At 71.8% G+C, this 21621-nt stretch carries 20 protein-coding genes; 12 read left to right on the top strand and 8 right to left on the bottom strand.

Annotated elements, in window-relative coordinates; all coding sequences use genetic code 11:
* Window positions 1-46 precede the first annotated feature (46 nt).
* Window positions 47-742 carry a winged helix-turn-helix transcriptional regulator gene (locus ACZ6YG_RS21150; RefSeq protein ID WP_148030995.1) on the top strand — a complete coding sequence of 232 codons (696 nt, stop codon included), beginning with the start codon at window positions 47-49 and terminating at the stop codon, window positions 740-742.
* Here the strand turns inward: ACZ6YG_RS21150 and ACZ6YG_RS21145 are convergent.
* The 4 genes from ACZ6YG_RS21145 to ACZ6YG_RS21130 form a co-directional block, all read right to left on the bottom strand.
* Window positions 684-1313 carry a TetR/AcrR family transcriptional regulator gene (locus ACZ6YG_RS21145; protein ID WP_187281103.1) on the bottom strand — a complete coding sequence of 210 codons (630 nt, stop codon included), beginning with the start codon at window positions 1311-1313 and terminating at the stop codon, window positions 684-686. The two genes, ACZ6YG_RS21150 and ACZ6YG_RS21145, sit on opposite strands and share 59 nt — an antisense overlap.
* Before the next feature lie 52 nt (window positions 1314-1365).
* Window positions 1366-2298, bottom strand: a complete 933-nt coding sequence (locus ACZ6YG_RS21140) for a hypothetical protein (protein WP_148030993.1) — start codon at window positions 2296-2298, stop codon at window positions 1366-1368.
* Window positions 2299-2479: 181 nt separating this feature from the next.
* Window positions 2480-2860 carry a VOC family protein gene (locus ACZ6YG_RS21135; protein ID WP_271278822.1) on the bottom strand — a complete coding sequence of 127 codons (381 nt, stop codon included), beginning with the start codon at window positions 2858-2860 and terminating at the stop codon, window positions 2480-2482.
* A gap of 19 nt (window positions 2861-2879) precedes the next feature.
* Window positions 2880-4091, bottom strand: coding sequence for a cytochrome P450 (locus ACZ6YG_RS21130; protein WP_271278821.1), 1212 nt, complete (start codon window positions 4089-4091; stop codon window positions 2880-2882).
* A 128-nt stretch (window positions 4092-4219) separates the two neighbouring features.
* On the opposite strand from ACZ6YG_RS21130, the gene ACZ6YG_RS21125 reads away from it, so the two are divergent.
* Window positions 4220-4843 carry a hypothetical protein gene (locus ACZ6YG_RS21125; RefSeq protein ID WP_466018961.1) on the top strand — a complete coding sequence of 208 codons (624 nt, stop codon included), beginning with the start codon at window positions 4220-4222 and terminating at the stop codon, window positions 4841-4843.
* Entirely contained in the window at window positions 4840-6099 is a 1260-nt protein-coding gene (locus ACZ6YG_RS21120) for an ABC1 kinase family protein (protein WP_466018960.1), read from the top strand. The genes ACZ6YG_RS21125 and ACZ6YG_RS21120 overlap by 4 nt, the downstream gene beginning before the upstream one ends.
* A gap of 8 nt (window positions 6100-6107) precedes the next feature.
* Here the strand turns inward: ACZ6YG_RS21120 and ACZ6YG_RS21115 are convergent, their stop codons facing one another.
* Window positions 6108-6518, bottom strand: a complete 411-nt coding sequence (locus ACZ6YG_RS21115) for an SRPBCC family protein (RefSeq protein WP_148030988.1) — start codon at window positions 6516-6518, stop codon at window positions 6108-6110.
* A 445-nt stretch (window positions 6519-6963) separates the two neighbouring features.
* Here ACZ6YG_RS21115 and ACZ6YG_RS21110 point away from each other — a divergent pair, with 445 nt between their 5' ends.
* Genes ACZ6YG_RS21110 through ACZ6YG_RS21075 form a run of 8 tightly spaced genes read left to right on the top strand, consistent with a single transcriptional unit; the run spans window position 6964 to window position 18043 of the window.
* Entirely contained in the window at window positions 6964-7860 is an 897-nt protein-coding gene (locus ACZ6YG_RS21110) for a DUF1702 family protein (protein ID WP_466018959.1), read from the top strand.
* Window positions 7860-9764, top strand: a complete 1905-nt coding sequence (locus ACZ6YG_RS21105; protein ID WP_466018958.1) for a CRTAC1 family protein — start codon at window positions 7860-7862, stop codon at window positions 9762-9764. The genes ACZ6YG_RS21110 and ACZ6YG_RS21105 overlap by 1 nt, the downstream gene beginning before the upstream one ends.
* Window positions 9761-10681 (top strand): RnfABCDGE type electron transport complex subunit D, encoded by a 921-nt coding sequence (locus ACZ6YG_RS21100; RefSeq protein ID WP_148030985.1) that lies wholly within the window; start codon window positions 9761-9763, stop codon window positions 10679-10681. The genes ACZ6YG_RS21105 and ACZ6YG_RS21100 overlap by 4 nt, the downstream gene beginning before the upstream one ends.
* Before the next feature lie 5 nt (window positions 10682-10686).
* Window positions 10687-15894, top strand: coding sequence for a type I polyketide synthase (locus tag ACZ6YG_RS21095; RefSeq protein WP_466018957.1), 5208 nt, complete (start codon window positions 10687-10689; stop codon window positions 15892-15894).
* Window positions 15891-16331 carry an acyl-CoA thioesterase gene (locus ACZ6YG_RS21090; protein WP_466018956.1) on the top strand — a complete coding sequence of 147 codons (441 nt, stop codon included), beginning with the start codon at window positions 15891-15893 and terminating at the stop codon, window positions 16329-16331. The genes ACZ6YG_RS21095 and ACZ6YG_RS21090 overlap by 4 nt, the downstream gene beginning before the upstream one ends.
* 12 nt (window positions 16332-16343) lie before the next feature.
* The gene (locus tag ACZ6YG_RS21085; RefSeq protein WP_271278816.1) at window positions 16344-16955 is read left to right on the top strand and encodes an NADPH-dependent F420 reductase; all 612 of its coding nucleotides are present in this window, start codon (window positions 16344-16346) and stop codon (window positions 16953-16955) included.
* A 45-nt stretch (window positions 16956-17000) separates the two neighbouring features.
* On the top strand, window positions 17001-17543 hold the full coding sequence (locus tag ACZ6YG_RS21080; RefSeq protein WP_148030981.1) for a hypothetical protein: 543 nt from the start codon (window positions 17001-17003) through the stop codon (window positions 17541-17543).
* Complete coding sequence (locus ACZ6YG_RS21075) at window positions 17540-18043, top strand: hypothetical protein (RefSeq protein ID WP_219548111.1); 504 nt, start codon at window positions 17540-17542, stop codon at window positions 18041-18043. Before ACZ6YG_RS21080 ends, ACZ6YG_RS21075 begins: the two co-directional genes overlap by 4 nt.
* On the opposite strand, the gene ACZ6YG_RS21070 is transcribed toward ACZ6YG_RS21075, so the two are convergent.
* Window positions 17999-19021, bottom strand: coding sequence for an LLM class flavin-dependent oxidoreductase (locus ACZ6YG_RS21070; protein WP_148030979.1), 1023 nt, complete (start codon window positions 19019-19021; stop codon window positions 17999-18001). The two genes, ACZ6YG_RS21075 and ACZ6YG_RS21070, sit on opposite strands and share 45 nt — an antisense overlap.
* A 50-nt stretch (window positions 19022-19071) precedes the next feature.
* The gene (locus ACZ6YG_RS21065) at window positions 19072-19200 is read right to left on the bottom strand and encodes a hypothetical protein (protein ID WP_261808479.1); all 129 of its coding nucleotides are present in this window, start codon (window positions 19198-19200) and stop codon (window positions 19072-19074) included.
* On the opposite strand from ACZ6YG_RS21065, the gene ACZ6YG_RS21060 reads away from it, so the two are divergent.
* Window positions 19199-19915: a helix-turn-helix transcriptional regulator gene (locus ACZ6YG_RS21060; RefSeq protein WP_148030978.1), complete on the top strand. Its 717-nt coding sequence runs from the start codon at window positions 19199-19201 to the stop codon at window positions 19913-19915. The two genes, ACZ6YG_RS21065 and ACZ6YG_RS21060, sit on opposite strands and share 2 nt — an antisense overlap.
* 281 nt (window positions 19916-20196) lie before the next feature.
* On the opposite strand, the gene ACZ6YG_RS21055 is transcribed toward ACZ6YG_RS21060, so the two are convergent.
* The gene (locus tag ACZ6YG_RS21055; protein WP_466018955.1) at window positions 20197-21603 is read right to left on the bottom strand and encodes an MFS transporter; all 1407 of its coding nucleotides are present in this window, start codon (window positions 21601-21603) and stop codon (window positions 20197-20199) included.
* Window positions 21604-21621 lie beyond the last annotated feature (18 nt).

Here is a 21621-nt window from a genome sequence, read left to right as displayed (position 1 = left end):
CGGCTTCCCGAGGCATCGCCGGAGCATCGCTATACACTTTCTTAGTATGGTGAACGAGTCGGTGGCCCGCGCCGGCGAACGCAGACGTTACGGGCAATACTGCGGTCTGGCCGCGTGCCTCGACGTGATCGGCGAGCGGTGGACCCTGCTGATCATCCGAGAGCTCCTCGTCGGCCCTCAGCGATACAACGAGCTGCTTCACAATCTTCCAGGCATCGGCACCAACCTCCTCGCCGAACGGCTCCGGTGGCTGACCCGCCAGGGCGTCGTCCGGCAGCACCCGCGGCTGAGCGGCAGGGGGCACACCTACGAGCTGACGTCCTTCGGTGAGGAGCTCCGCGAGCCGGTGCTCGGCCTGGCCCGGTGGGGGCTGAACGTCCCCCACTCCTTCAGCGCGGAAGACGAGGTGCGGCCGCAGTGGGGTGTCCTGGCCGTCGAGGCGCTGATCAGGAAGGACCAGATCCCCGACGTCGACGAGTCCTACGAGTTCCTCGTCGACGACCAGGTGTTCCACATCGCGGTGCGGGGCCGGCAGATCTCGGTCGTCCAGCAGGGCGCCGAGGACGCGGTCCTGCGGGTCTCGACCGACGCCAAGACGTTCGTGGACATCGGTTCCGGCCGGCTCTCGCCCTTCGAGGCCGTGGTGACCAAACGGCTGAGCCTGGAGGGTGACCAGGAAGCCCTCACCCGCTGTTCCCGTCTGCTGGGGCTGCTTCCCGGCCCCCGCCCGACCGCGATCTGAGCGTCTCCAGGTACGCGTCTATGTCCGCGGCCAGCGGGGGAAGGTCGACCGCCGGATTCGGCGACCGGGCGAGCAGCATGCCGCCTTCGCAGATCAGCGAGAAGACGAGCTGCGCGCGAGCGGCCACCGTCTCCGGCGCTCCCCCGCCGGCCAGGCGCAGACCGGCCAGCAGGACCCGCAGGGTGTGGCCGTGCTCCAGCTCCCGCACGGCCTCCCAGCCCATCAACGACGGGGCGTCGAGCAGCACGATCTGCCGGAAACCCGGATCCAGGCAGTGCTCCAGGAAGGTGCGGACGCCGTTGTGCAGGGCTTCCCACGGGTCGTCCTCCTCGGCGGCGGCGTACTCCAGTCTCGCCGCGATCTTCTGCTGCTCGCGGATGAAGACGGCGCGGAACAGCTCGATCTTGCTACCGAAATGGTGGTAGACGGCGCCCTTGGTGACCCCCGCCGCCGCGGAGATCGTGTCGATCGAGGTCGCGGCATAGCCGTTGCCGCCGAACAGCTCGTGCGCGGCGCCGACCAGCCGGGCCGTCGTCACGTCCGAGCGCTCGGCCTGCGTTCGCCTGGCCATGCTTCTCCTCATCAGCTCCGGTTACCGGCCCGCCCGTCGTCCGGGCGGCCCGTCACCAGGGGATCACCGGGTACCAGGGGATGAGCTCGCGTCTGGCCAGCAGCCGTACGTCCCAGTACAGGAAGGTGAAGACCCCGACGACGATGAAGGCCGCTCCCGTGATGAGGGCGAGCCGGCCGGGCCGGGCGGCGAACCAGCCCTGCACCCGGCCGCCCATGACCACCGCGAGCAGGACGAAGAGCACCGTGAGGATCACGATGTTCCCCACGGACTGCAGCATGAACGCCAGCGCCCCGTAGAGCGGGTTGTGGCTCTCGGCGGCGTCCCGGAACAGCTGCCGGAACAGTCCGTACGGCCGTCCGATGAGGAAGCCGCCGATGAGCGCTCCCATGACCACCATGGGCGCGTTGGGGAAGCGCCGGGTGAGCCGGGCGAGCGGGTCGCGCACGATGCCGAGCGCGGCCAGCCCGAGCCAGACGAACGCCAGCCCGATCACGCCGAACGCCACCATCGACTGGACGCTCCTGGCCGACAGCTCCCCCGGGAGGGTGGGGGCGGTCGAGAACTGCGGCATGGCGGTCCCGACGATCCCGACCACGGCTCCGTACACGCCGGAGACCGTGAGCATGCCCACGGTCAGCCACGCGAGGGGCTTGAAGACGGCCCCCACGCGGTCGGACAGCGAGCGCGGCTGTCCGACGATCGGGCAGAGCGCGCCGAGGACGGCGATGTTGCAGGCGGTGAAGGTGCCGCCCAGCCCGGTGGCGAAGGCGAAGACGATGCCGGGCAGGATGCCGTCGAGGACCGTGGCCTCCGGCTCCTGGCCGAGCACGGTGCCGGCGACGTTCTCCCCGATGACCGAGTCGACGAACTCCGCTGACCAGACGACGGTGAGCAGGAATCCGATCAGCGAGCTGATCAGGACGGCCCGCCAGGGATGGCGGATCCCGGCCCGCTCGGCGGGGCGCTGTTCGGTGAGTGCCATGTGGGTCTCCTCTTCGTACCGGCGCGACCGGCGCGCCGGTCGGATCATGGACGTTCGAGGTGCTGGACACGGCTGCGCCGCAGGTGCTGCCTGCTGCCGCGCGGCGCGGCGAAACCTCCGGGACCCGCATGGGCAGCGGCCGATCACGGTTCCCGGGAGGTGGAGCGGTGTGCGGCAGGGCTCAGCGGCCGGCCCAGAGGCCCACGTGGTTGCCTTCCGGGTCGCGGAAGACAGCGCAGTGGCCGTGGTTCCCGCCGATGTCCATCTTCGGCCGGTCCACCTTGCCGCCGGCCTTCAGGACGGCGTCGAGCGTGCCGTCGATGTCGTCCACGAGCAGGTAGACGACGGTGGACTCGCCGGTGGGCGGGGTCCGGCGCGCCGACTGGGCGAGCCCTCCGACGGGCGGCCCGCCCGCCCCGGTGACGATCATGGAGTACGCGCCCAGAGGGAACTCGGGGATCTCCTCGTAGGTCCAGCCGAACACTTCCGTGTAGAACGTACGCATTCGTCCTATGTCGTTGACGTGGATCTCGAACCAGGCGACCGCGTCTGACAGGGACACGTGACTCCTCCTCGGCTGGCTAGGGTGTGGCGGCGAACGTGATCGGCAGGCTGACCACCCCGCGGAACATCGTGCTGCGCCGGTAGACGAGCTCACCGGTGGGAACGGCCTGCCGCAGCTCGGCCAGACCGGCGAGCTGCCCCAGCGCCGCCTTCAGCTCCATGCGGGCGAGCAGGGCCCCGAGGCAGAAGCGCATGCCGGCGCCGAAGGACATGGGCGGTCGCTCCGAGCGGCGGATGTCGAACCTGTCCGGATCCGTGAACTGCGCCGGGTCGCGGTTCGCCGCCCCCGCGAGGGCGACGACGAAGGCGCCCTCGGGCAACTTCGTGCCGGAGAGGTCGAGGTCCGCCGAGATCTGCCGGCTGTTGGACTGGACCGACGAGTCGTAGCGCAGGCACTCCTCGACGGCGCCCGCCAGCCGGTCCGGTTCGGCGCGCAGCAGTTCCAGCTGCCGAGGATGGCGCAGGAAGGCGAGGACGCCGTTGCCTATCTGGTTGGTCACGGTGTCGTGGCCGGCGAAGACCAGCGCCACGGCCGTGCCGATCAGGGCGTTGGTGGTGATGGGCCGCTGCCCGCCGGTGGCCTCGATCATGGCGCTGATGAGGTCGTCCCCCGGGCTCCTGCGCCGTTCGGCGATCAGCTCGGTGAGGTACTCGGCGAACTGTCCCATGGCGGCCTGGCCCCGGGCGATCTCCTCCGGACTGGCCAGGAGGTCGAGCGTGGGGGCGATGTCGACCGACCAGGCGCGCAGCGCGTCACGGTCGCGGGCCGGCATGCCGAGCAGCGTGGAGATCGTGGCGAGCGCGAGCGGGTAGGCGAAGTCGTCGACCAGGTCCATCTCGCCCCGCCTCCGCAGCGGCCGGAGCAGGTCGCGTGCGGTCTGCTCGATCTCCGCGCCCATCCTCCGGATCAGCCGGGGAGTGAACGCCGGGCCGATCAGGGAGCGGAGCCGCTCGTGGTCGGGGTCGTCCTGGAAGAAGATCGTGTGACGCAGCACCTCGCTGAGCGGGCCGGGGCCGACCAGCGAGGCCCAGAAGTCGCGGATGCCGGCCCGGCCGAACCGGGCCTCGCCCAGGACAGTCCGGACGTCGTCGTACCGGGTGACGTACCAGATGCCGTTCGCGCCGCGATGGACCGGATCGTGGCGCAGCAGCCAGGCGTAGTAGGGGTACGGATCGCGCAGGACCGCGGGGTCCACGGGATCGAACCCGGCGCCGATGGGGACCGTCATCCGGACCGCCCTCCCTCCGTAGCTTTAAACAGCTATACCAAATGTCCCGATATAGGTCTAGATCTGACCATTGTTCGAGGTGAATAGCTATGGTTTATTGAAGTGAAGCCGAAAGCGAGGTGGCGAGAATGTCCGTCGACGCCCGGCCGGCCCGGTTCGATCGTGCCGACCCGCTGATCATCCCGGGCAGCACGCATCACGTGGGGCTGGCCATACGAGGCGAGCTGAAGCTCTTCTTCGCCGACGGGGAGACCCTCGACTGCGACGACGTGCAGGGCATGAGCGCGGTCCGAAGCTCGGACACGGTCACCACGACCCCGGACGGGCGCCCGACCGTCGAGGTGACCCGGCTCATGACCCACTTCCACTCCAACGTCACCGGGCTGCTGATCCAGCAGAACCCCAGCCGGCTCAACCTGGGCCGGCTGACCGGGATCGCGCCAGGTGGGCCGGAGCGGCTGCTGCCCGCCGACGTCACCTTCGACCAGTACCTGATCCTCGCGCTGCGCGGCCGACTCCACATCAACATCGACCCGCTGGTGATGGAGGCCAAGGAGATCACCGTGTTCCCGCCGATCGGCACCACGTTCCTGTCGCAGGGGGCCACGCTCTTCTACGACGTGGCGGACCTGCCCGGCGGGATCTCCCAGCGGGAGCCGGGGAACGCGACGCCCAGCCTGGCGCTGGCCTCCCAGAGCGTCTGCGGCAGCCACCTCACCCACTACATCGACATGCCTTCCGCGGATGGATGAGGGCGCCGCCACGTGACCTGCTGCCGCTGGTCGTCCGGGCGGCGCGGATCGGCGGGATCCTGGGGCTGGCCCTCCTGCGGGCGGTCACCGACGTGCGCGGGCTCTTGTCCGGGGTCCCGCCGGCGGCGATCGCCGGGGATCGGCTGGCCTGGGCCTGCGAGCGTCTCGGGCCGGCGTTCGTCAAGATCGGCCAACTGCTGAGCACCAGGGTCGACGTGATCCCTCCGGCGGCGTGCCGGGCGCTGGCCCGGCTACGGGACCGCCTCACCCCGCTCCCGGTCGCGGAGGCGGCTCCGGCCTTGCCCGCCGGTCTCGCCGGGCGCCTCGCGGAGCCGCTCACACCGGTCGCGGCCGGCGCGGTGGCGTGCGTCTACCGCGCCAGGCTGGAGGACGGCCGGCGGATCGCCGTCAAGGTGCGCAGGCCGGGCGTCGACCGGGTGATCGCCCGTGATCTGGCGCTGTTCGGGCTCGGCGCCCGGCTGCTCCAGCGGCTGCCGGGGCTGCGGGGCGCGCCGTTCGCGGACGTGGTGGACCAGCTGGGCGACGCGCTGACGGGGCAGCTCGACTTCCTCGCCGAGGCGGAGGCGTTGCGCAGGCTCCGGGCCGGCCTCCGGCACCATCGGGCCGTCCGGGTGCCGGAGGTGCTGACCGAGTTCTGCCGCCGGGACGTGCTGGTGATGGAGTACATGCCGGGCCTCGACCGGTCCGGCCGGGGACCGGGCAGGCGGGTGGCCGTGGTGAACGCGCTGCGGGCGATCTACCACATGCTGTTCATCGACGGGTTCGTCCACTGCGACCTGCATCCCGGCAACCTGCACCCGATGCCGGACGGCTCGGTGGTGATCGTCGACGCGGGGTTCCACCGGCAGCTGGCCGACTCGGACCGGCTCGCGTTCGCGGCGTTCTTCTACCGCATGAGCCGGGGGGAAGGGGCGGAGTGCGCCTCGATCGTGCTGTCCACGGTGCTCGGCGGCGCCGCCGGCCACGACGCCTCGGGGTTCCGCGCCGACATGGAGGAGCTGGTGCGCAGCAGCACGGGCGCGCGGATCGCGGAGTTCGATCTGGTGGCTTTCGCCGTACGGCTCTTCGCCATCCAGCGCAGGCACGGCTATTACGCCGATCCGCACTTCGTGTTCCCGCTCCTGTCGCTGATCGTCATGGAGGGGACGTTGCGCGAAGCGTGCCCGGAGGTGGATTTCCAGATGGAGGCGCTGCCCTTCGTGCTGCGCGGGCTCATGCGGCCGGGCGGGGCGTAGGGGGTCGCTCACCCCTCCGCCGCGGCGACCTCCGCGAGCCGGGGCAGAACCGTGCCCTGCCAGCCCTTGCCCATCCGCTCGAACGCCGCGCGGTCGCGCTTGTCGTCGAGGTCGAAGCCCGAATGTTCGAGAAGCAGGCGGGTGCCCTTGCCCTCGACGACCAGGCGCCAGGTGAGGGTCCAGGTGGTGTTGAAGGTGTAGACGAGCCGCTCGTACGGCTCCGCCTCCAGCACCTCGCACGGCACCGAGCCCCAGCCGGGCATCTGCAGGTGGAACCGGTGGCCGACGACCGCGCTGACGTCGCCGGGCGCCCACCAGCGGGCCAGCAGTTCGGGTTTGGTCAGCGCGTCCCACACCTTGGCAGGCGGCGCGGGGATGAACTGGTCGACCGAGATGGACGCGTGGCGGGTGTCGGGCACGGTGCTCCTTGTGCATCGGAGAGCGACCCACCAGATCCTAGGACATCGAAGACACCCTCACCATCAGTGACACAGCTTGAACAGGATGTGCCTCTGTCTCATCAGTGACAATCGCCGAGCCCTTTCGTCGTGCGGCTCTGAACCTGGAGACAGTTGAGCCACTTCGCCCCACTCGGAAACGTGGGCAATTGACTATGACTGGTCGCATTACGGACAGCCGATTATCAAAGTCAACCACGCTCCTATCCGCCGGACCTGGCGCCCGACATGCCAGGTCATCTACCGATATCGGCATTTATAGTTCAAGATTCACATGCCAACCGTACGTGAATTCATGAATCTTCAATTGTCTGGATTTTGGCGTATCTGCCGACCCTTGACCCTTCGCTTGAAAATTGCTTAGTGTCTCCCCCGGAAGGTCATCCAGATCAGACGGGGGACAGCCATGGCGCTCACCCGGCTATTTCGCCTGCCCGAACGCAGACTGACGGGGTTCGTACCAAACTCCAGCCCGGCGAAAAGGCAACTCCTGGAGATTGTCGCCGCCTTTGGAGAAGGGTATAACCGGGCGCTCGACAAAGTTCCCGATGTCACCGATTTACCGCGTCATCTGCACGGATTCGCGATCGAGGGCGCGGCCATGAGCTGCACCCTGCTGGACACGATCACTTTCAGGGGAAACCGCCTGCGCGCCCTCATGGAGAACACCGGAGGCCGGTACACCCACCTGATCCATGTCGGCGCCGGTTGGGCTCTGGCACGCCTGCGCCGCACCCGGTGGCCGGGCCTGGGCGACGAGATGCTCCGCTGGCTGGCCTGGGACGGCTGGGGATTTCACCAGGCGTACTTCATGCCCCGCAAGGTCTTCCACAACCACTGGATCGAGGTGGGGGCGCGCGGCGCCACCCGCCCGATCAGAGACCAGGGAACGGGCCGTGCCCTATGGTTCTACACCGGCTCCGACCCCGAGCTGATCGCCCGGCTCATCGGCACGTATCCGCCGCACCGCAGGAGCGATCTGTGGGCGGGCATCGGCCTGGCCGCCGCCTACACCGGCGTGTCCGGCGGGACGGACGACCTGCTCGCCGTCGGCGCGGGCCACCGGGAGCATCTGGCCCAGGGCGCCGCCTTCGCCGCCAAGGCGCACGTGCTCAGCGGGCACGTCCCGCCCGGGTCGGCGAAAGCCGTCGAGACGCTGACCGGGGTCACACCCGACGTGGCCGCCGGGTGGACGGATCAGGCTCTCGCCCGGATACCCCGGCCCGGCTCCCCCGCGGACTACGAACTCTGGCGCGCCGGGATCCGGAAGACCTTCCACCAACACACCGAGGGTGTCCTGTGATGATCAATTGGTCGGCCCACGCGGTCAAGATCGGCGCCTTCCTCACGATGCTCGCCACAGGCTGGGCTGCGGCGCTGCCCGGCGACCTCCCCGCCGAGGTGGAGCGGGCCGCCGCCGCGTTCTCCTTCGCCCGGCAACCGCTCAACGCCGCCGACGGCGGTCGCGGCGTGCGCGAGGTCGCCCCCGCCTACCAGGACATCCGGCACTGGATCTCCTCGGTCGGGGCCGCGGTCGCGCTCTCCGACCTGGACGGCAACTCCCGCTCCGACGACGTGTGCCTGGTCGATCCGAGAACCGACACCGTCACGCTCCAGCCGGCTCCCCAGACGCAGGACCGGTATCCGCCGATCTCCCTGGTCCCTTCGGGCCTGCCCTACGACCCGACGATGGCGCCGATGGGCTGCGTGCCCGCGGACTACGACGACGACGGGGCCACCGACGTCCTGGTCTACTACTGGGGCCGCTCCCCCGTGCTGTTCCTGCGCGGCGACGGGCCGCTCACCGGCCCGGCCGCGTTCGCCCCGCGGGAGCTGGTCCAGCCCTTCCAGGTGTGGAACACCAACGCCCTGTCGCTGGCCGACGTGGACGGCGACGGCCGTACGGACCTGATCGTCGGCAACTACTTCCCCGACGGCGCGCGCGTCCTGGACCCGGCCGCCCGCTCCGGGCCCGAGCTGCGGATGCAGGCGTCCATGTCGAACGCCACCAACGGCGGCTCGAACCGTGTCCTGCTGTCGCGCGGCGGCGGGACGTACGCCGAGGCCGCGGGCGCCTTCGACCAGGAGGTGGCGGACGGCTGGACCCTGGCGATCGGCGCCCAGGACCTCGACGGCGACGGGCTGCCGGAGCTCTACATCGCCAACGACTTCGCCCCGGACCACCTGCTGCGCAACCGGTCCCGTCCCGGCGAGGTCTCCTTCGAGGTCACGCGAGGACCCCGCCACGTCACCACCCCGAAGTCCAAGGTGCTGGGCCAGGACTCCTTCAAGGGCATGGGCGTCGCCTTCGCGGACCTGAACGGCGACGAGGTCTCCGACATCCTGGTCAGCAACATCACCCAGGAGTACGGCCTGCTGGAGAGCAACTTCGCGTGGGTCAGCGGCCGGGGGCGCGTCTTCGACGACGCGGGCACCGCCTTCTACACCGATGAGAGCGAGGCGCTCGGGCTGTCGCGCAGCGGCTGGGGCTGGGACATCAAGGCCGGCGACTTCAACGGTGACGGCGTCAACGAGATCCTCCAGGCCACCGGATTCCTGCGCGGCACGGTCAACCGCTGGGCGGATCTGCAGGAACTCGCCATGACCAACGACGACCTCCTGGCGAATCCCGCCATGTGGCCCGATTTCCATCCGGACGCCGACATCTCCGGGGACAACGTCAACCCCTTCTTCGTCCGCCTCCCCGGCGGGCGCTACGCCGACGTCGGCCAGGCCGTCGGCGTGGCGGATCCGGGCGCGTCGCGCGGCATCGCCACGGCGGACGTCGACCATGACGGCCGGCTGGACTTCGCCGTCGCCAACCAATGGCGGCAGAGCCACTTCTATCGCAACACCGGACCGGGGCGCCCGCCCTTCCTGGGACTTCAGCTGATGCGCCCGGCGGGCGGCTGCTCCAGCAACGCCGAAGCCCTCTCCCCCGCCATCGGCGCGACCGTCCGGCTGGCTGCGGGCGCCCAGGGCACGCGCACCGGCCAGGTCTACCCCGCGAACGGACACGCCGGCGTCGCCGCCGCGGAGCTGATGTTCGCGCTCCGCGCGGGCACCACGTCCGTGCCGGTCGAGGTGACCTGGCGCGACACCTGCGGCCGGGCCCGCACCGCCGCCGTCGACCTCGCGCCCGGCTGGCATCGCCTCCGCCTCGGCGACGACCGCTCGATCACCCCTGTCACGGAGGGAACACCATGACCTCTGCCCAGCGCGATCCGAGAACGGCGGCGCTTCGCAGATTCGCCCTGTCCATCACCGTGTTCAACCTCCTCGGGCACCTCTGGCTCGGCTTCGAGCAGGCGTACATCACCCCGATCGTGGCCGTGGCGTTCGCCTACGCGCTCGACCTCGCGCTGGAGACCGCGGAGGCGAGCGCCGAGAAGCGGACGCCCAAGTACCGGAAAGAAGGCCTGCTGGACTTCCTCCTGCCCGCCCACATCTCCGGTCTGGCCTGCGCCATGCTGCTGTACGCCAACGACCGGCTCTGGCCGGTGCTGTTCGCCGTGGCCGTCGCCATCGGCGGCAAGTACATCGTCCGGGTGCGCGTCGCCGGGAAGAAGCGGCACATACTCAACCCGTCGAACGCCGGCATCGCGATCACCCTGCTGGTGTTCCCCTGGGTCGGCATCGCGCCGCCGTACCACTTCACCGAGTGGGTCAGCGGTCCGATCGACTGGATCATCCCCGCCTTCATCCTCGTCGCCGGGACCATGCTCAACGCCAAGCTCACGGGGAAGATGCCGCTCATCCTGGGCTGGGCCGGGGCGTTCCTCGCCCAGGCCGTGATCCGCACGTGGGTCGACGGCACCGCGACGACGAGCGCGCTGGTGGTCATGACGGGCGTCGCCTTCATCCTGTTCACCAACTACATGATCACCGATCCCGGCACGACACCGGTCAAGCCGCGTAACCAGGTCGTCTTCGGAGCGTCCACGGCGGTGGTCTACGGCCTGCTCGTGCACTTCCACATCGTGTACGGCCTGTTCTTCGCGCTGGTCATCGTGTGCGTCGCCCGGGGCGTGCTGCTCGCGGCGCTGTCCGCCCGGGAGGCGCGCCTCCAGCAGAGCGCCGTGCCGGTCCCCGCCACCTCGGTGGCCGTCCCCAGTTCCAGGTGACCGCCATGACAGACGTCGCCATCGTCGGCATGGGCTGCCGCTATCCCGACGCGGCCGGCCCGGACCGCCTGTGGGAGCTGGTCATGGCCCGCAGGCGGGCGTTCCGGCCCATCCCCGCGACCCGGCTGAACCTCGCCGACTACGACACCGGCGACCCCGACTCGACCTATGTCCGGTACGCGGCGCTCCTGGAGGGCTGGTCGTTCGACCGGGCCCGGCACCGCATCCCGGGAACCACCTACCGTGTCACCGATCCGGCGCACTGGCTGGCCCTGGACGTGGCCGCCGACACCCTCGCGGCGGCGGGCTTCGCCGACGCGTCCGGACTCGACCGCGACAGGGTCGGCGTGGTCCTGGGCAACACGCTGACCGGCGAGTTCACCAGGGCCACCGCCATGCGGCTGCGATGGCCGTACGTGCGCCGCGTCCTGCAAGAGGCCATGGCCGGCGAGGACCTCGGCGAGTCCGTCCGCGACCAGCTCGTCAAGCGGGCCGAGGAGCTGTTCAAGGCGCCGTTCCCCGAGCCCACGGACGAGAGCCTCGCCGGAGCGCTGTCCAACACCATCGCCGGGCGCGTGTGCAATCACTTCGACCTGCACGGCGGGGGTTTCACCGTGGACGGCGCGTGCGCCTCGTCGCTGCTCGCGGTGATCCACGCCTGCGTGGCCCTGACCTCCGGGGATCTGGACTTCGCCCTCGCCGGAGGCGTGGACCTGAGCCTCGACCCGTTCGAGCTGGTCGGGTTCGCCAGGACCGGGGCCCTCGCGCGTACGGACATGCGGGTCTACGACGCCTCTCCCACCGGCTTCTGGCCGGGCGAGGGGTGCGGCATGGTCGCGCTGATGCGCGCCGAGGACGCGCTGGCGCTGGGGCGGCGGCCGCTCGCGCTGATCCGCGGATGGGGGGTGTCCTCCGACGGGCGCGGCGGGATCAGCAGGCCCGAGCCCGGCGGGCAGCTGCTCGCCCTGCGGCGCGCCTACGAACGCGCCGGGTTCGGCGCGGACACGGTCGGCTACTTCGAGGGGCACGGCACCGGGACGGCGGTCGGCGACCACGCCGAGCTCCAGGCCATGCGGGCCGTGCGCGGGCAGGGCCGCCGCCCGGCCTTCGTCGGGTCGATCAAGGCCAACATCGGGCACACCAAGGCGGCGGCCGGCGTGGCCGGACTGATCAAGGCGACGCTGGCCGTGCACCATCAGATCGTCCCGCCGACCACCGGTTCGCACACGCCGCACGAACTCCTCGGGGACGGGCTCACCGTCGCGGAGGGGCCCGTCCCCTGGCCCTCGGCCCCCGTACGGGCAGCGGTCAGCGCGATGGGGTTCGGCGGGATCAACACCCATCTGGTGGTGGAGAGGGCGGGATCGGCCCGTCGAACCCGGTTGTCCGCCGTACAGGAGCGGATGGCGCGCACGCCGACGGACACGGAGGTCTTCGCCGTGACGGCGGACAACACCGCCGCGCTCACCGGGAAGCTCCGGCACGTCGCCCGGCTGGCGGAGACCCTGTCCTTCTCCGAACTCACCGACCTGGCCGCCCGGCTGGCCGGCGAGCCGCAGGGGAGCCACCGGGTCGCCTTCACGGCCCACCATCCGGGTCAGCTGGCCCGCCGGGCCGAGCGGGCCGCCGCCCTGGCGGGCCGCGCCGCCGCCGAGTCCGGCGTCTTCAGCGGGGTGGGCCCGCCCGGGAAGGTCGGCCTGCTGTTCACCGGCCAGGGCGGACCGGCCCGCGGCGACGCCGGCGCCCTGGGCCAGCTGTACGACGGGGCGCGGGCGTACTTCACCGGGGAAGAAGGCATCGACACGGCGATCGTGCAGCCGGCCGTCTTCCGGGCCTCCATGGCCGCGCTGCGGTGGCTGGACAGCCTCGGGGTGGCCGCCGTCGCCGCGCTCGGCCACAGCGTCGGCGAGATAGCGGCGTTGACCTGGTCCGGGGCCATCGACGAGGAAGCCGCGCTGGAGCTGGTGACCGAGCGCGGCCGGATCATGGGCGAGGTGGGCGCGCCAGGCACCGGCATGGCCTCCGTCTCCGCCCCCGCGAGCCGGGCCGCCGCCCTGATCGAAGGGCTGGACCTGGTCGTCGCGGCTGACAACGGCGCCTCCACGGTCGTCGCCGGGCCGTGGACCGAGGTCGAGACCCTGGTGCGGCGGGCCGGCGCGGACGGTGTCACGGCGACGCGACTGGAGGTGAGCCACGCCTTCCACTCCCCCGCCGTGCGGCAGGCCGTCGCGCCGTTCACCATCTGCCTGGACAAGGCGCCGTTCACCGTGCCGGTGGGACCGGTCTACTCGACGGTCACCGGCACTGAGCTGAGCGCGGGCACCGATCTGCGCCGGCACCTGGCCGCCCAGATCACCGATCCGGTGCGGTTCCGTGAGGCGCTGGATCTGCTCGCCGCCGAGTGCGACCTGCTGGTCGAAGCCGGTCCTGGACATTCGCTGGCGACCCTGGCCACCGCCCACCTCGGCGGCTCGCCTCCGGCCGTCTCCGTCGACGCCGGCGCGGCCGGCGCGCGGGGCCCGCTGGAGACCGCCGCCGCCCTGTTCGCGGCAGGCGCGACCGACTCGTTGCGCACCCTGTTCGACCAGCGCTTCCACCGGCCCTTCGAGCTGGACCGGGAGCCCGTGTTCCTGACGAATCCCTGCGAGACGGCGCCGGAGCCCGCCCCGTCCGCCGCGCCGGAACGGCCGCGGCCGGAAGGCGGCGGCGTGGCCGAGATCGTGCGCGAGCTGGTCGGTGCAGCCCTGGAGCTGGAGCCTGACGCGATCGCGGACGACGACCACCTCCTGGCCGACCTGCACATGAACTCTCTGCAGGTCGTCCAGCTCGCCGCCGAGTCGGCGTCGGCTTGCGGGAAGGCGCTGCCGCCGGTCCTGCCCTCGATCGCCGAGGCCACGGTCGGTGACCTGATCGCCGCCGTCGAGGCGTTCCCCCGGGCCGAGGAGCACACGCTGGACCTGCCCGACTGGTTCCGCCTGTTCACCGAGCACCAGGAGCCCGTCCAGCCGCCCGAGCCGGAAGGCGCGCTGCGCGCGCACGTCCCCGCCGCGCCCACGGACGCCGACCTGGCCGCCTTGGTCGCCACGGCGCGCCGGGCGATCGCCGGTGGGCTGCCCCTCGTCGTCACCGACGAGGCCGACTGCGCCTCCGGGTTCGTCGCCGCCCTGCGCCAGGAGCATCCGGACGCCGACGTCCATTGGCTCGGCGTGGACCGCGCGGGCCGGACCTACGAAGTCCGGCACTCGCCCATGGCCCGCCCGCGCAGCGATCCACCGCTGCGGCGGGACGACGTGGTCGTCATCACCGGCGGAGGCAAGGGGATCGGGCTGGAAGCCGGGCTCACCCTCGCGAAGGCGTACGGGGTCCGGCTGGCGCTGATCGGCCGGTCGGATCCCGGCACGGACCTCGAACTGGCCGGCGGCCTGGAGAGGCTGCGGGCCGCCGGGGTGGTGGCCGCCTACCGCAGGGCGGACGTCACCGACGCCGCCGCTGTCACGCGGGCCATGGCGGAGCTGTCCGAGCTCGGCCCGATCGCCGGGGTGGTGCATGCCAGCGGGATCAACCGGCCCGCCCTCTTCGGCGAGCTCACGGACGAGGACTTCGCCGAGCACGCCCGTACGAAATGTGCCGGTCTGGCCAACGTGCTCGCCGCCGTCGATCTCGGCGGGCTGCGGCTCCTCCTCGCGTACGGCTCCGTGATCGGGCGGTTCGGGCTGGCCGGCGAGACGCACTACGCCCTGGCCAACGGACGGCTCCAGGCCATGGTGCGCGCCCTCGCGCCCCGGCTGCCCGACGGCTGCGTCAGCGCGACGCTGGCCTGGACCGTGTGGTCCGGGGCGGGGATGGCCGAACGGCTCGGCGTGGTCGATCACCTCGCCGGCGCCGGGATCGGCACCCTGCCCGCGGAACGGGGCGCCGAGCTGCTGCTGGACGCCATAGCGGCAGGTCCGGCCGGGGAGACCATCGTCATCAGCGGCCGGCTTCCCCAGCTCGACCGCGCGCAGGTCACCGCGCCGCGGCATCCGCTCCTGCACCGCCTGCTCAGGTTCGTCCCGGGGGTCGAGCTGGCGGCCGAATGCGAGCTGGACGCGTCGCGCGCGTTCCTGGCCGACCACCAGCTCCACGGGGTGCGGCTGCTGCCCGCCGTCTGCGCTCTGGAGGCCATGGCCCAGGCCGCGGAGATGCTCGGCACTCCCGCTCGCACGATCACGGACGCCCGGTTCGAACGACCGGTCATCGTGCCCGCCGACGGGACGCGGACCATCCGGATCCACGCCCTGCGCCACCCCGACGGCAGCGTGGCGGTCACCGTCCGCAGCGCGGAGACCGACTTCTCCGCCGACCACTTCGCCGGCCGGGTCGGCCCCGGGCCGGCCGATCCCCCGGACGTCGCGGTCCCCGCCGGTGACCCGCCCGGCCACGAACCGGCCGAGCTGTACGAATCGCTGTTCTTCCACGGGCCGGCGTTCCGGCGCCTGACCCGTTTCGAGTCCCTCTTCCCCACCGGCTGCCGGGCGGTGCTGTCCGGGGCCGGCGAGGACCTGGGGCTGGGCGAGCCGGTCCTGGGGGACGCCGCCCTGCACGACGCGGCCATCCACGTCCTGCAGGCGTGCGTGCCCCACCGGCGCCTCCTGCCGGTCGCCTGCGATCGCTTCGAGGTGCACGACGGCGCCCGGTCCGCCGACGTGGTCGTCGAGGCGGTCGAACGGGAGCACCAGGGCGTCGACTACACCTACGACGTCCTGGCCCGGTCCGTGGACGGGCGTCCCCTGTTCAGCTGGTCGGGGTTGCGGCTGCGCGACACCGGGCCGCTGCGCCTGGACGCCGTCCCGCCGCTGCTGACCGGCCCGTACCTCGAACGCGTGGTGGGGGACCTGTGCCCGGGGGCGGCCGCCGTGACCCAGGAGTGGGTGGAGCTGGACGGCCCGCCGCTCCCGCTCGGTCCCGAGTGGACGGATCAGGCCGAGCAGCTGGCGCGCCTGACCGGCGAGTCCCGCACCTCTCTGAACTCGCGGCTGAGTGCGGTGCTCAAGTGTCTGCCCGAAGCGGGCCAGGCCAGGTCGCTCCAGGTCGAGGCCGCGTACGAGCACGGCTGGATCAAACTCAGCGGCCCCTCCGGGTCGGCCGTCCTGTCCGGCCTGCTCACCCTGAACGATTCCGGCGGCCCGCCACGACCCATGGTCGTCGCCGTGCTCACCCAGGAGAGGCGATGAATCCTTTCTACGAACACCGCCAGGTGGTGACCTTCGCGGACACCAACGTGATCGGGAACGTGTACTTCACCCATTACTTCGAGTGGCAGGGCCGCTGCCGGGAACGGTTTCTCGCCGACCAGGCGCCGGAGGTCCTCCAGGAGCTCACCCGCGACCTCGCCCTGGTGACGGCCGACTGCGCGTGCGAGTTCTTCGCCGAGCTGTACGCGCTCGACGAGGTGTCGATCCGCATGTCGCTGGGCGGCATCGAGGCCAACCGGGTGACCATGGAGTTCCACTACTACCGGCTGGGCGCCGGTCCGGCTCTGCTCGTCGCCCGGGGACGGCAGACGATCGCGTGCATGCGCCGCGGCTCCGGCGGCGCCCTCCACCCGACGGAGATCCCCGGCCCGCTCAGGCGGGCGCTCGACCCTTACCGTCCCGTCCCGGCAGCCTAGGAGGACCGCCCCGTGGATCCGCGGATCGGCATCATCGGGTGCGGGCGGATGGGCACGGCCCTGGCCCGGCTCATCGACCTGCACCGGATACCGCTGCTGCTGGCCAACCGGACGCCCGGACGGGCCGCCGCGCTCGCCGCCGAGCTGTCGTGCGCGCGGGCCGTGCCGCCGCAGGAGGCCGCCGCCGAATCCGATCTGACCATCCTGGCCACGCCCATCGACGCCACCTGCCGTGACGTGGCGCCCCAGCTGCGGCGGACTCGGTCCGTCATCGTCGACGTGTCCAACCCGTGCTTCGGTGAGCCGGCCGCGCCGCCCTACGCCTCGGCGGCGCAGCGGATCGCCGCGGCGCTGCCCGGTTGCGCCGTGGTGAAGGCGTTCAACTGCCTGTCGGCACGATGGATCAGCGCCTACATCCGCGCGCCCGGCCTGGTCACGATCCCCATCGCGGGCGACGACCCCGATGCCAAGCTGCTCGTCACCCGGTTCTGCAAGCAGCTGGGATTCGACATCGCCGACGCCGGGCCCCTGGCCAACAGCCGGTGCATCGAAAGCCTGACCGAGCTGCTGCTGTGCCTCGACGCCGACTCGATCGGCGTGAAGCTCGTGCCGGCCCTCCCCTGACCGCGGCCGCGCCGTCCCCCCACGAAACCGATCCCAGGAGTCGTCATGTCCGCTCCCGCCATCAGCCGTTCGACGCTCAACGAGCGACACCACAAGACGGCTCTCGGTGTCTTCCTCGTGATCGTCCTCGCGCACTGGGCGGAACACGTCGTCCAGGCGATCCAGATCTACGCGCTGGGCTGGCCGGTCCCCGAGGCGCGCGGACTGCTCGGGCTGCCGTTCCCCTGGCTCGTCACCTCGGAATGGATGCACTACGGCTACGCCCTGGTCATGCTCGTGGGGCTGATCCTGCTGCGCCCGGGCTTCACCGGCCGTTCCAGGACCTGGTGGACCGTCGCGCTGGCCATCCAGTTCTGGCATCACATCGAGCACCTGCTCCTGCTGATCCAGGCGCTGTCGGGGACGTACCTGGCCGGGCGGGCCGCGCCCACCAGCGTCATCCAGCTCGTGATCCCCCGCGTCGAGCTGCATCTGTTCTACAACGCCGTGGTCTTCGCGCCGATGGTGGTGGCCATGGTGCTGCACCGGCGTCCGCGCCTGGAAGAACGCGCCGTCATGCGGTGCGACTGCGCGCTCCAGCCCGCATGAGGTTCCGCCCCTCCCCGCCGATGGCCGTCGTCCTGCTGCTGGTCGCCGCGCTCGCGCTGTCCTGGACGCTGCCCGGGATCGGCCCGGCGCTACGGCTCGCCACCGGCCACGGCCTGCGGGGCACCTTCACCGCGCAGCGCCTGGACTGCCTGCGCCATCCCGGGCACGAGAGCTGCGCCTGGACCGGCGCGTTCCGCTCCCGCGACGGCCTCGTCCAGCGCACGGAGGTCACCCTCGCGGGCAGCGACCGGGGCACCCATCGAGCGGGCCAGCGGGTCGAGGCGGTCGACGTGGGGCTGACCAACCGCGTCTACGGTCCGGGCGGCTCCGCCGAATGGGTCTTCACCGTACTGCTGGCCCTGGCCGAGCTGGCGCTCCTGGCCTTCGCCCTCATGGCGATCGCCGGAGCAATCCGGCGCGGTGAAGGGACGCGTTCCGCCGCCGGGGCGTCGCCGTCAGCGCCAGCCGAGTGCGGGGGCGACGTGGGTCAGGACCGATGAGAGCAGGTGGGCGTTGTAGTCCACGCCGAGCTGGCTGGGCACCGTCAGCAGGAGCGTGTCGGCCGCGGCTATCGCCTCGTCGGCGGCCAGCTCCTTGACGAGCACGTCGGGCTCGGCGGCGTACGTGCGCCCGAAAACCGCCCTGGTGGTGGCGTCGATGAAGCCGACCTGGTCGGAGCTGGTGCGCTCGTGGCCGAAGTACGCGCGGTCGGTCTCGTTGACGATCGGCATGATCGAGCGGCTCACCGACACCCGCGGCTCGCCCTCGTGGCCGGCCTCCTTCCACGCCTCCCGGTAGGCCGCGATCTGCTCGGCCTGCTGCACGTGGAACGGCTTGCCGTTCTCGTCGTCCTTGAGCGTGGAGCTCATCAGGTGCATGCCGAGCCCGGCGGCCCACTTCGCGGTGGCGTTCGAGCCGGAACCCCACCAGACGCGCCGGCGCAGCCCTTCCGAGTGCGGTTCGAGACGGAGCAGTCCGGGCGGGTTGGGGAACATCGGCCGCGGGTTCGGCTGGGCGAACCCCTCGCCCTCCAGCACCTTGAGGAAGACCTCCGCGTGCCTGCGCGCCATGTCCGCCTCGGTCTCGCCCTCGGCCGGCTCGTAGCCGAAGTAGCGCCAGCCGTCGATCACCTGCTCGGGTGATCCGCGGCTGATGCCGAGCTGGAGCCGCCCGCCCGCGATGAGGTCGGCCGCGCCGGCGTCCTCGGCCATGTAGAGGGCGTTCTCGTACCGCATGTCGATGACGCCCGTGCCGATCTCGATCCGGCTGGTCCGCGCGCCGACGGCCGCCAGCAGCGGGAACGGGCTCGCGAGCTGCCGGGCGAAGTGGTGGACGCGGAAGTAGGCGCCGTCGGCCCCGAGCTCCTCGGCGGCGACCGCCAGCTCGATCGACTGCAGCAGGGTGTCGGACGCGCTGCGCGCCTTGGAGTACGGCGAGGACGACCAGTGCCCGAAGCTCAGAAAACCGATCTTCTTCATACGCACTTCAACATTCCGCACGTCAAAGAGATTCCATCACCGCCCGGCGGTCAGTCGCCGTATTTCTTCACAGCCTCGTAGGACGCGTAGTAGCCCCGGCTGAACGTGGAGTCGTACCACCAGGCCCGCCCGTCGGCGCCGAACGCCATCAGCTGGTTGTACATCTGACGCTTCGGCATGAGCAGCATCGCCGTCCGGACGACGCTGTCGCGCTACGCCTCGGCTCTGGACCGGCTGACCGGCGGCTGGTCGGGCAGCTCGCTCATCGCCGCCTACCTCTCGGCCCCCGACCAGGTCGAGGCCGCGGTGCGCTGCGCCCAGCCGGAGAGGGCTCGCGCGACGTTCCACCGCTTCGACGCCTGGGCCGCCCAGACCGGCCGGCCCACCCCCGAAGCGCTCGCCCACCGCTGCCGGGCGCTCCTCATGCCTCCGGGCTCCCCGGACGACGACCGCCAGGCCTGCTTCGAAGCCGCCCTGCGCGCTCATCACCGCGACCCGCAACCGTACGAACAGGCCAGGACCGAGCTCGTCTACGGCCAGTGGCTGCGCCGCACCCGCCGCAAGCGCGCGGCGCGCGAGTTGCTGGAAGCCTCCCGCGAACGTTTCGACCAGCTCGGCGCCCGTCCTTGGGCCCGCCGCGCCGCCGCCGAGCTGCGCGCCACCGGCGACCCGCGTCACGGCCGCGCGGCCGGGCACGTCCCCCGGAACCTGCTCACCGCCCAGGAACGCCAGATCGCCAGGCTCGCCTCGCGCGGCGTCCGCAACCGCGACATCGCCGCCCAGCTCTTCCTCAGCCCTCGCACGGTCGGCAACCACCTGTACAACGTCTTCCGCAAGCTCGGCATCACCTCCCGCCGCGACCTCGGCACCGCTCTCGGCCTCGACACGCCCTGACAGGCGCCGAACACGCCGGCGCCCTCGCCGCGCAGGCCGGGTACGCGCCGGCGCCCTCGCCGCGCAAGCCGGGTACGCACCGGCGCCCTCGCCGCGCAAGCCGGGTACGCGCCGACGCCCCTCGCCGCGCAAGCCGGGTACGCGCCGACGCCCCTCGCCGCGCAAGCCGGGTACGCGCCGACGCCCCTCGCCGCGCAAGCCGGGTACGCACCGGCGCCCTCGCCGCGCAGGCCGGGTACGCGCCGAGCGGTCTTCCCGGCCTGATCCGCGTCATCACGTGCCTAGTTCGGCGTGGAGGGGATGGGATCTCCTTGTCTCGACCGGCCGGGTGTCACCAGGGCGGCGACGACGACGGCGGCGCCCGCCGCGACGGCGGCCACGGTGAACCCGCCGGCGAAGCCGCTCAGCGTGGTTCCCGCCAGGCTCGCGGCGGCGACGCTGGAGACGACCGCGGCGCCGAGTGAGGCGCCGAACTCGTGGAAGGTGCTCACGATGCCGGACGCGATCCCGGCCTCATGGGGCGCCACCTGGCCGAGCGCGGTCGCCGAGGCGACGACGAACAGCGCGCCGGTGCCCGCGGCGGCGACGGAGACGCCGACCACGACGACGGCGGGATGCATCGACACGGCCGGTGCGGCCAGGCCGAGAGCCGCGACCGCCAGTCCGGCGACGGCCGGCGCGCGTCCGCCCCAGCGGCCGATCACGCGGCCGGTCAGGTTGGCCCCGAGCATCGTGGCCACCGCCACGGGGAGGAACAACAGGCCCGTGTGCAGCGCGCCGTATCCCTGCGCCTGCTGGAAATAGAAGGTGCCCAGGAAGAACACGGCGATCATCAGGGCCGTCGCCATCAGGATGAGGAACGCGCCCGCCGCCACGGGCCGCCGCGCGAGCAACCGGACGTCCATCAGGGGCGACCGCGCCCGCCGCTGCCACACGACGAACAGGACGTAACCCACCGCGGCGGCCAGGACGAGCCAGCCGGTGAACGGCGTGAGCCAGCCCTGCTCGCCGGCGGCGATGAAAGCGTAGATCAGCGAGGCGGTGGAGGCCGTCACCAGGATCGCGCCGAGGACGTCCAGCCGTGACCGTTCGGCCCCCCAGGTCGGCAGCCGCGGCACGAGGGCGGCGAGCACCACGGCGATCACCAGCCCGATGGGCACGTTGACGTAGAAGACCCACGACCATCCCGGGCCCGCCGTGAGGAGGCCGCCGACCAGGACGCCGAGTGCGGCTCCGCCTCCACCGAGCGCGGACCAGACGCCCAGGGCCTTGTTCCGCTCCTCTCCGTCGAACAGGGCGACCACCAAGGACAGCGCCGAGGGTGACAACAGGGCCGCGCCGACCCCCTGGGCGATGCGGCCGCCCACGAGCATGGCCGCGGATTCCGCCAGTCCGGTGACCAGCGACGCCGCGGTGAAGAGAAGAAGTCCGGTGAGCATGACGCGCTTGGCGCCCACCAGGTCCGAGATCCGCCCGCCGAGCAGCATGAGTCCGCCGAAGGTGAGCGTGTAGGCGCTGACGGTCCAGGTCAGCGCCTCGCGGGTGAGCCCGAGGTCGGTCTCGATGTGGGGCAGGGCGATGGCGACGACGGTGACGTCGAGGATCAGCATGAGCTGCGCCACGCCGAGAAGGCCGAGAACGCGCCAGCGCGCCGGGTGTGCGCCCGGCTGGGCGATCTGTTGGTTCATGAGGTCTCCATGGCAAGA

The sequence above is a fragment of the Nonomuraea sp. NPDC054003 genome, from assembly GCF_055585125.1.
Note: the sequence above shows the minus strand (reverse complement) of the source record. Positions and strands in the feature narration are given on the sequence as shown.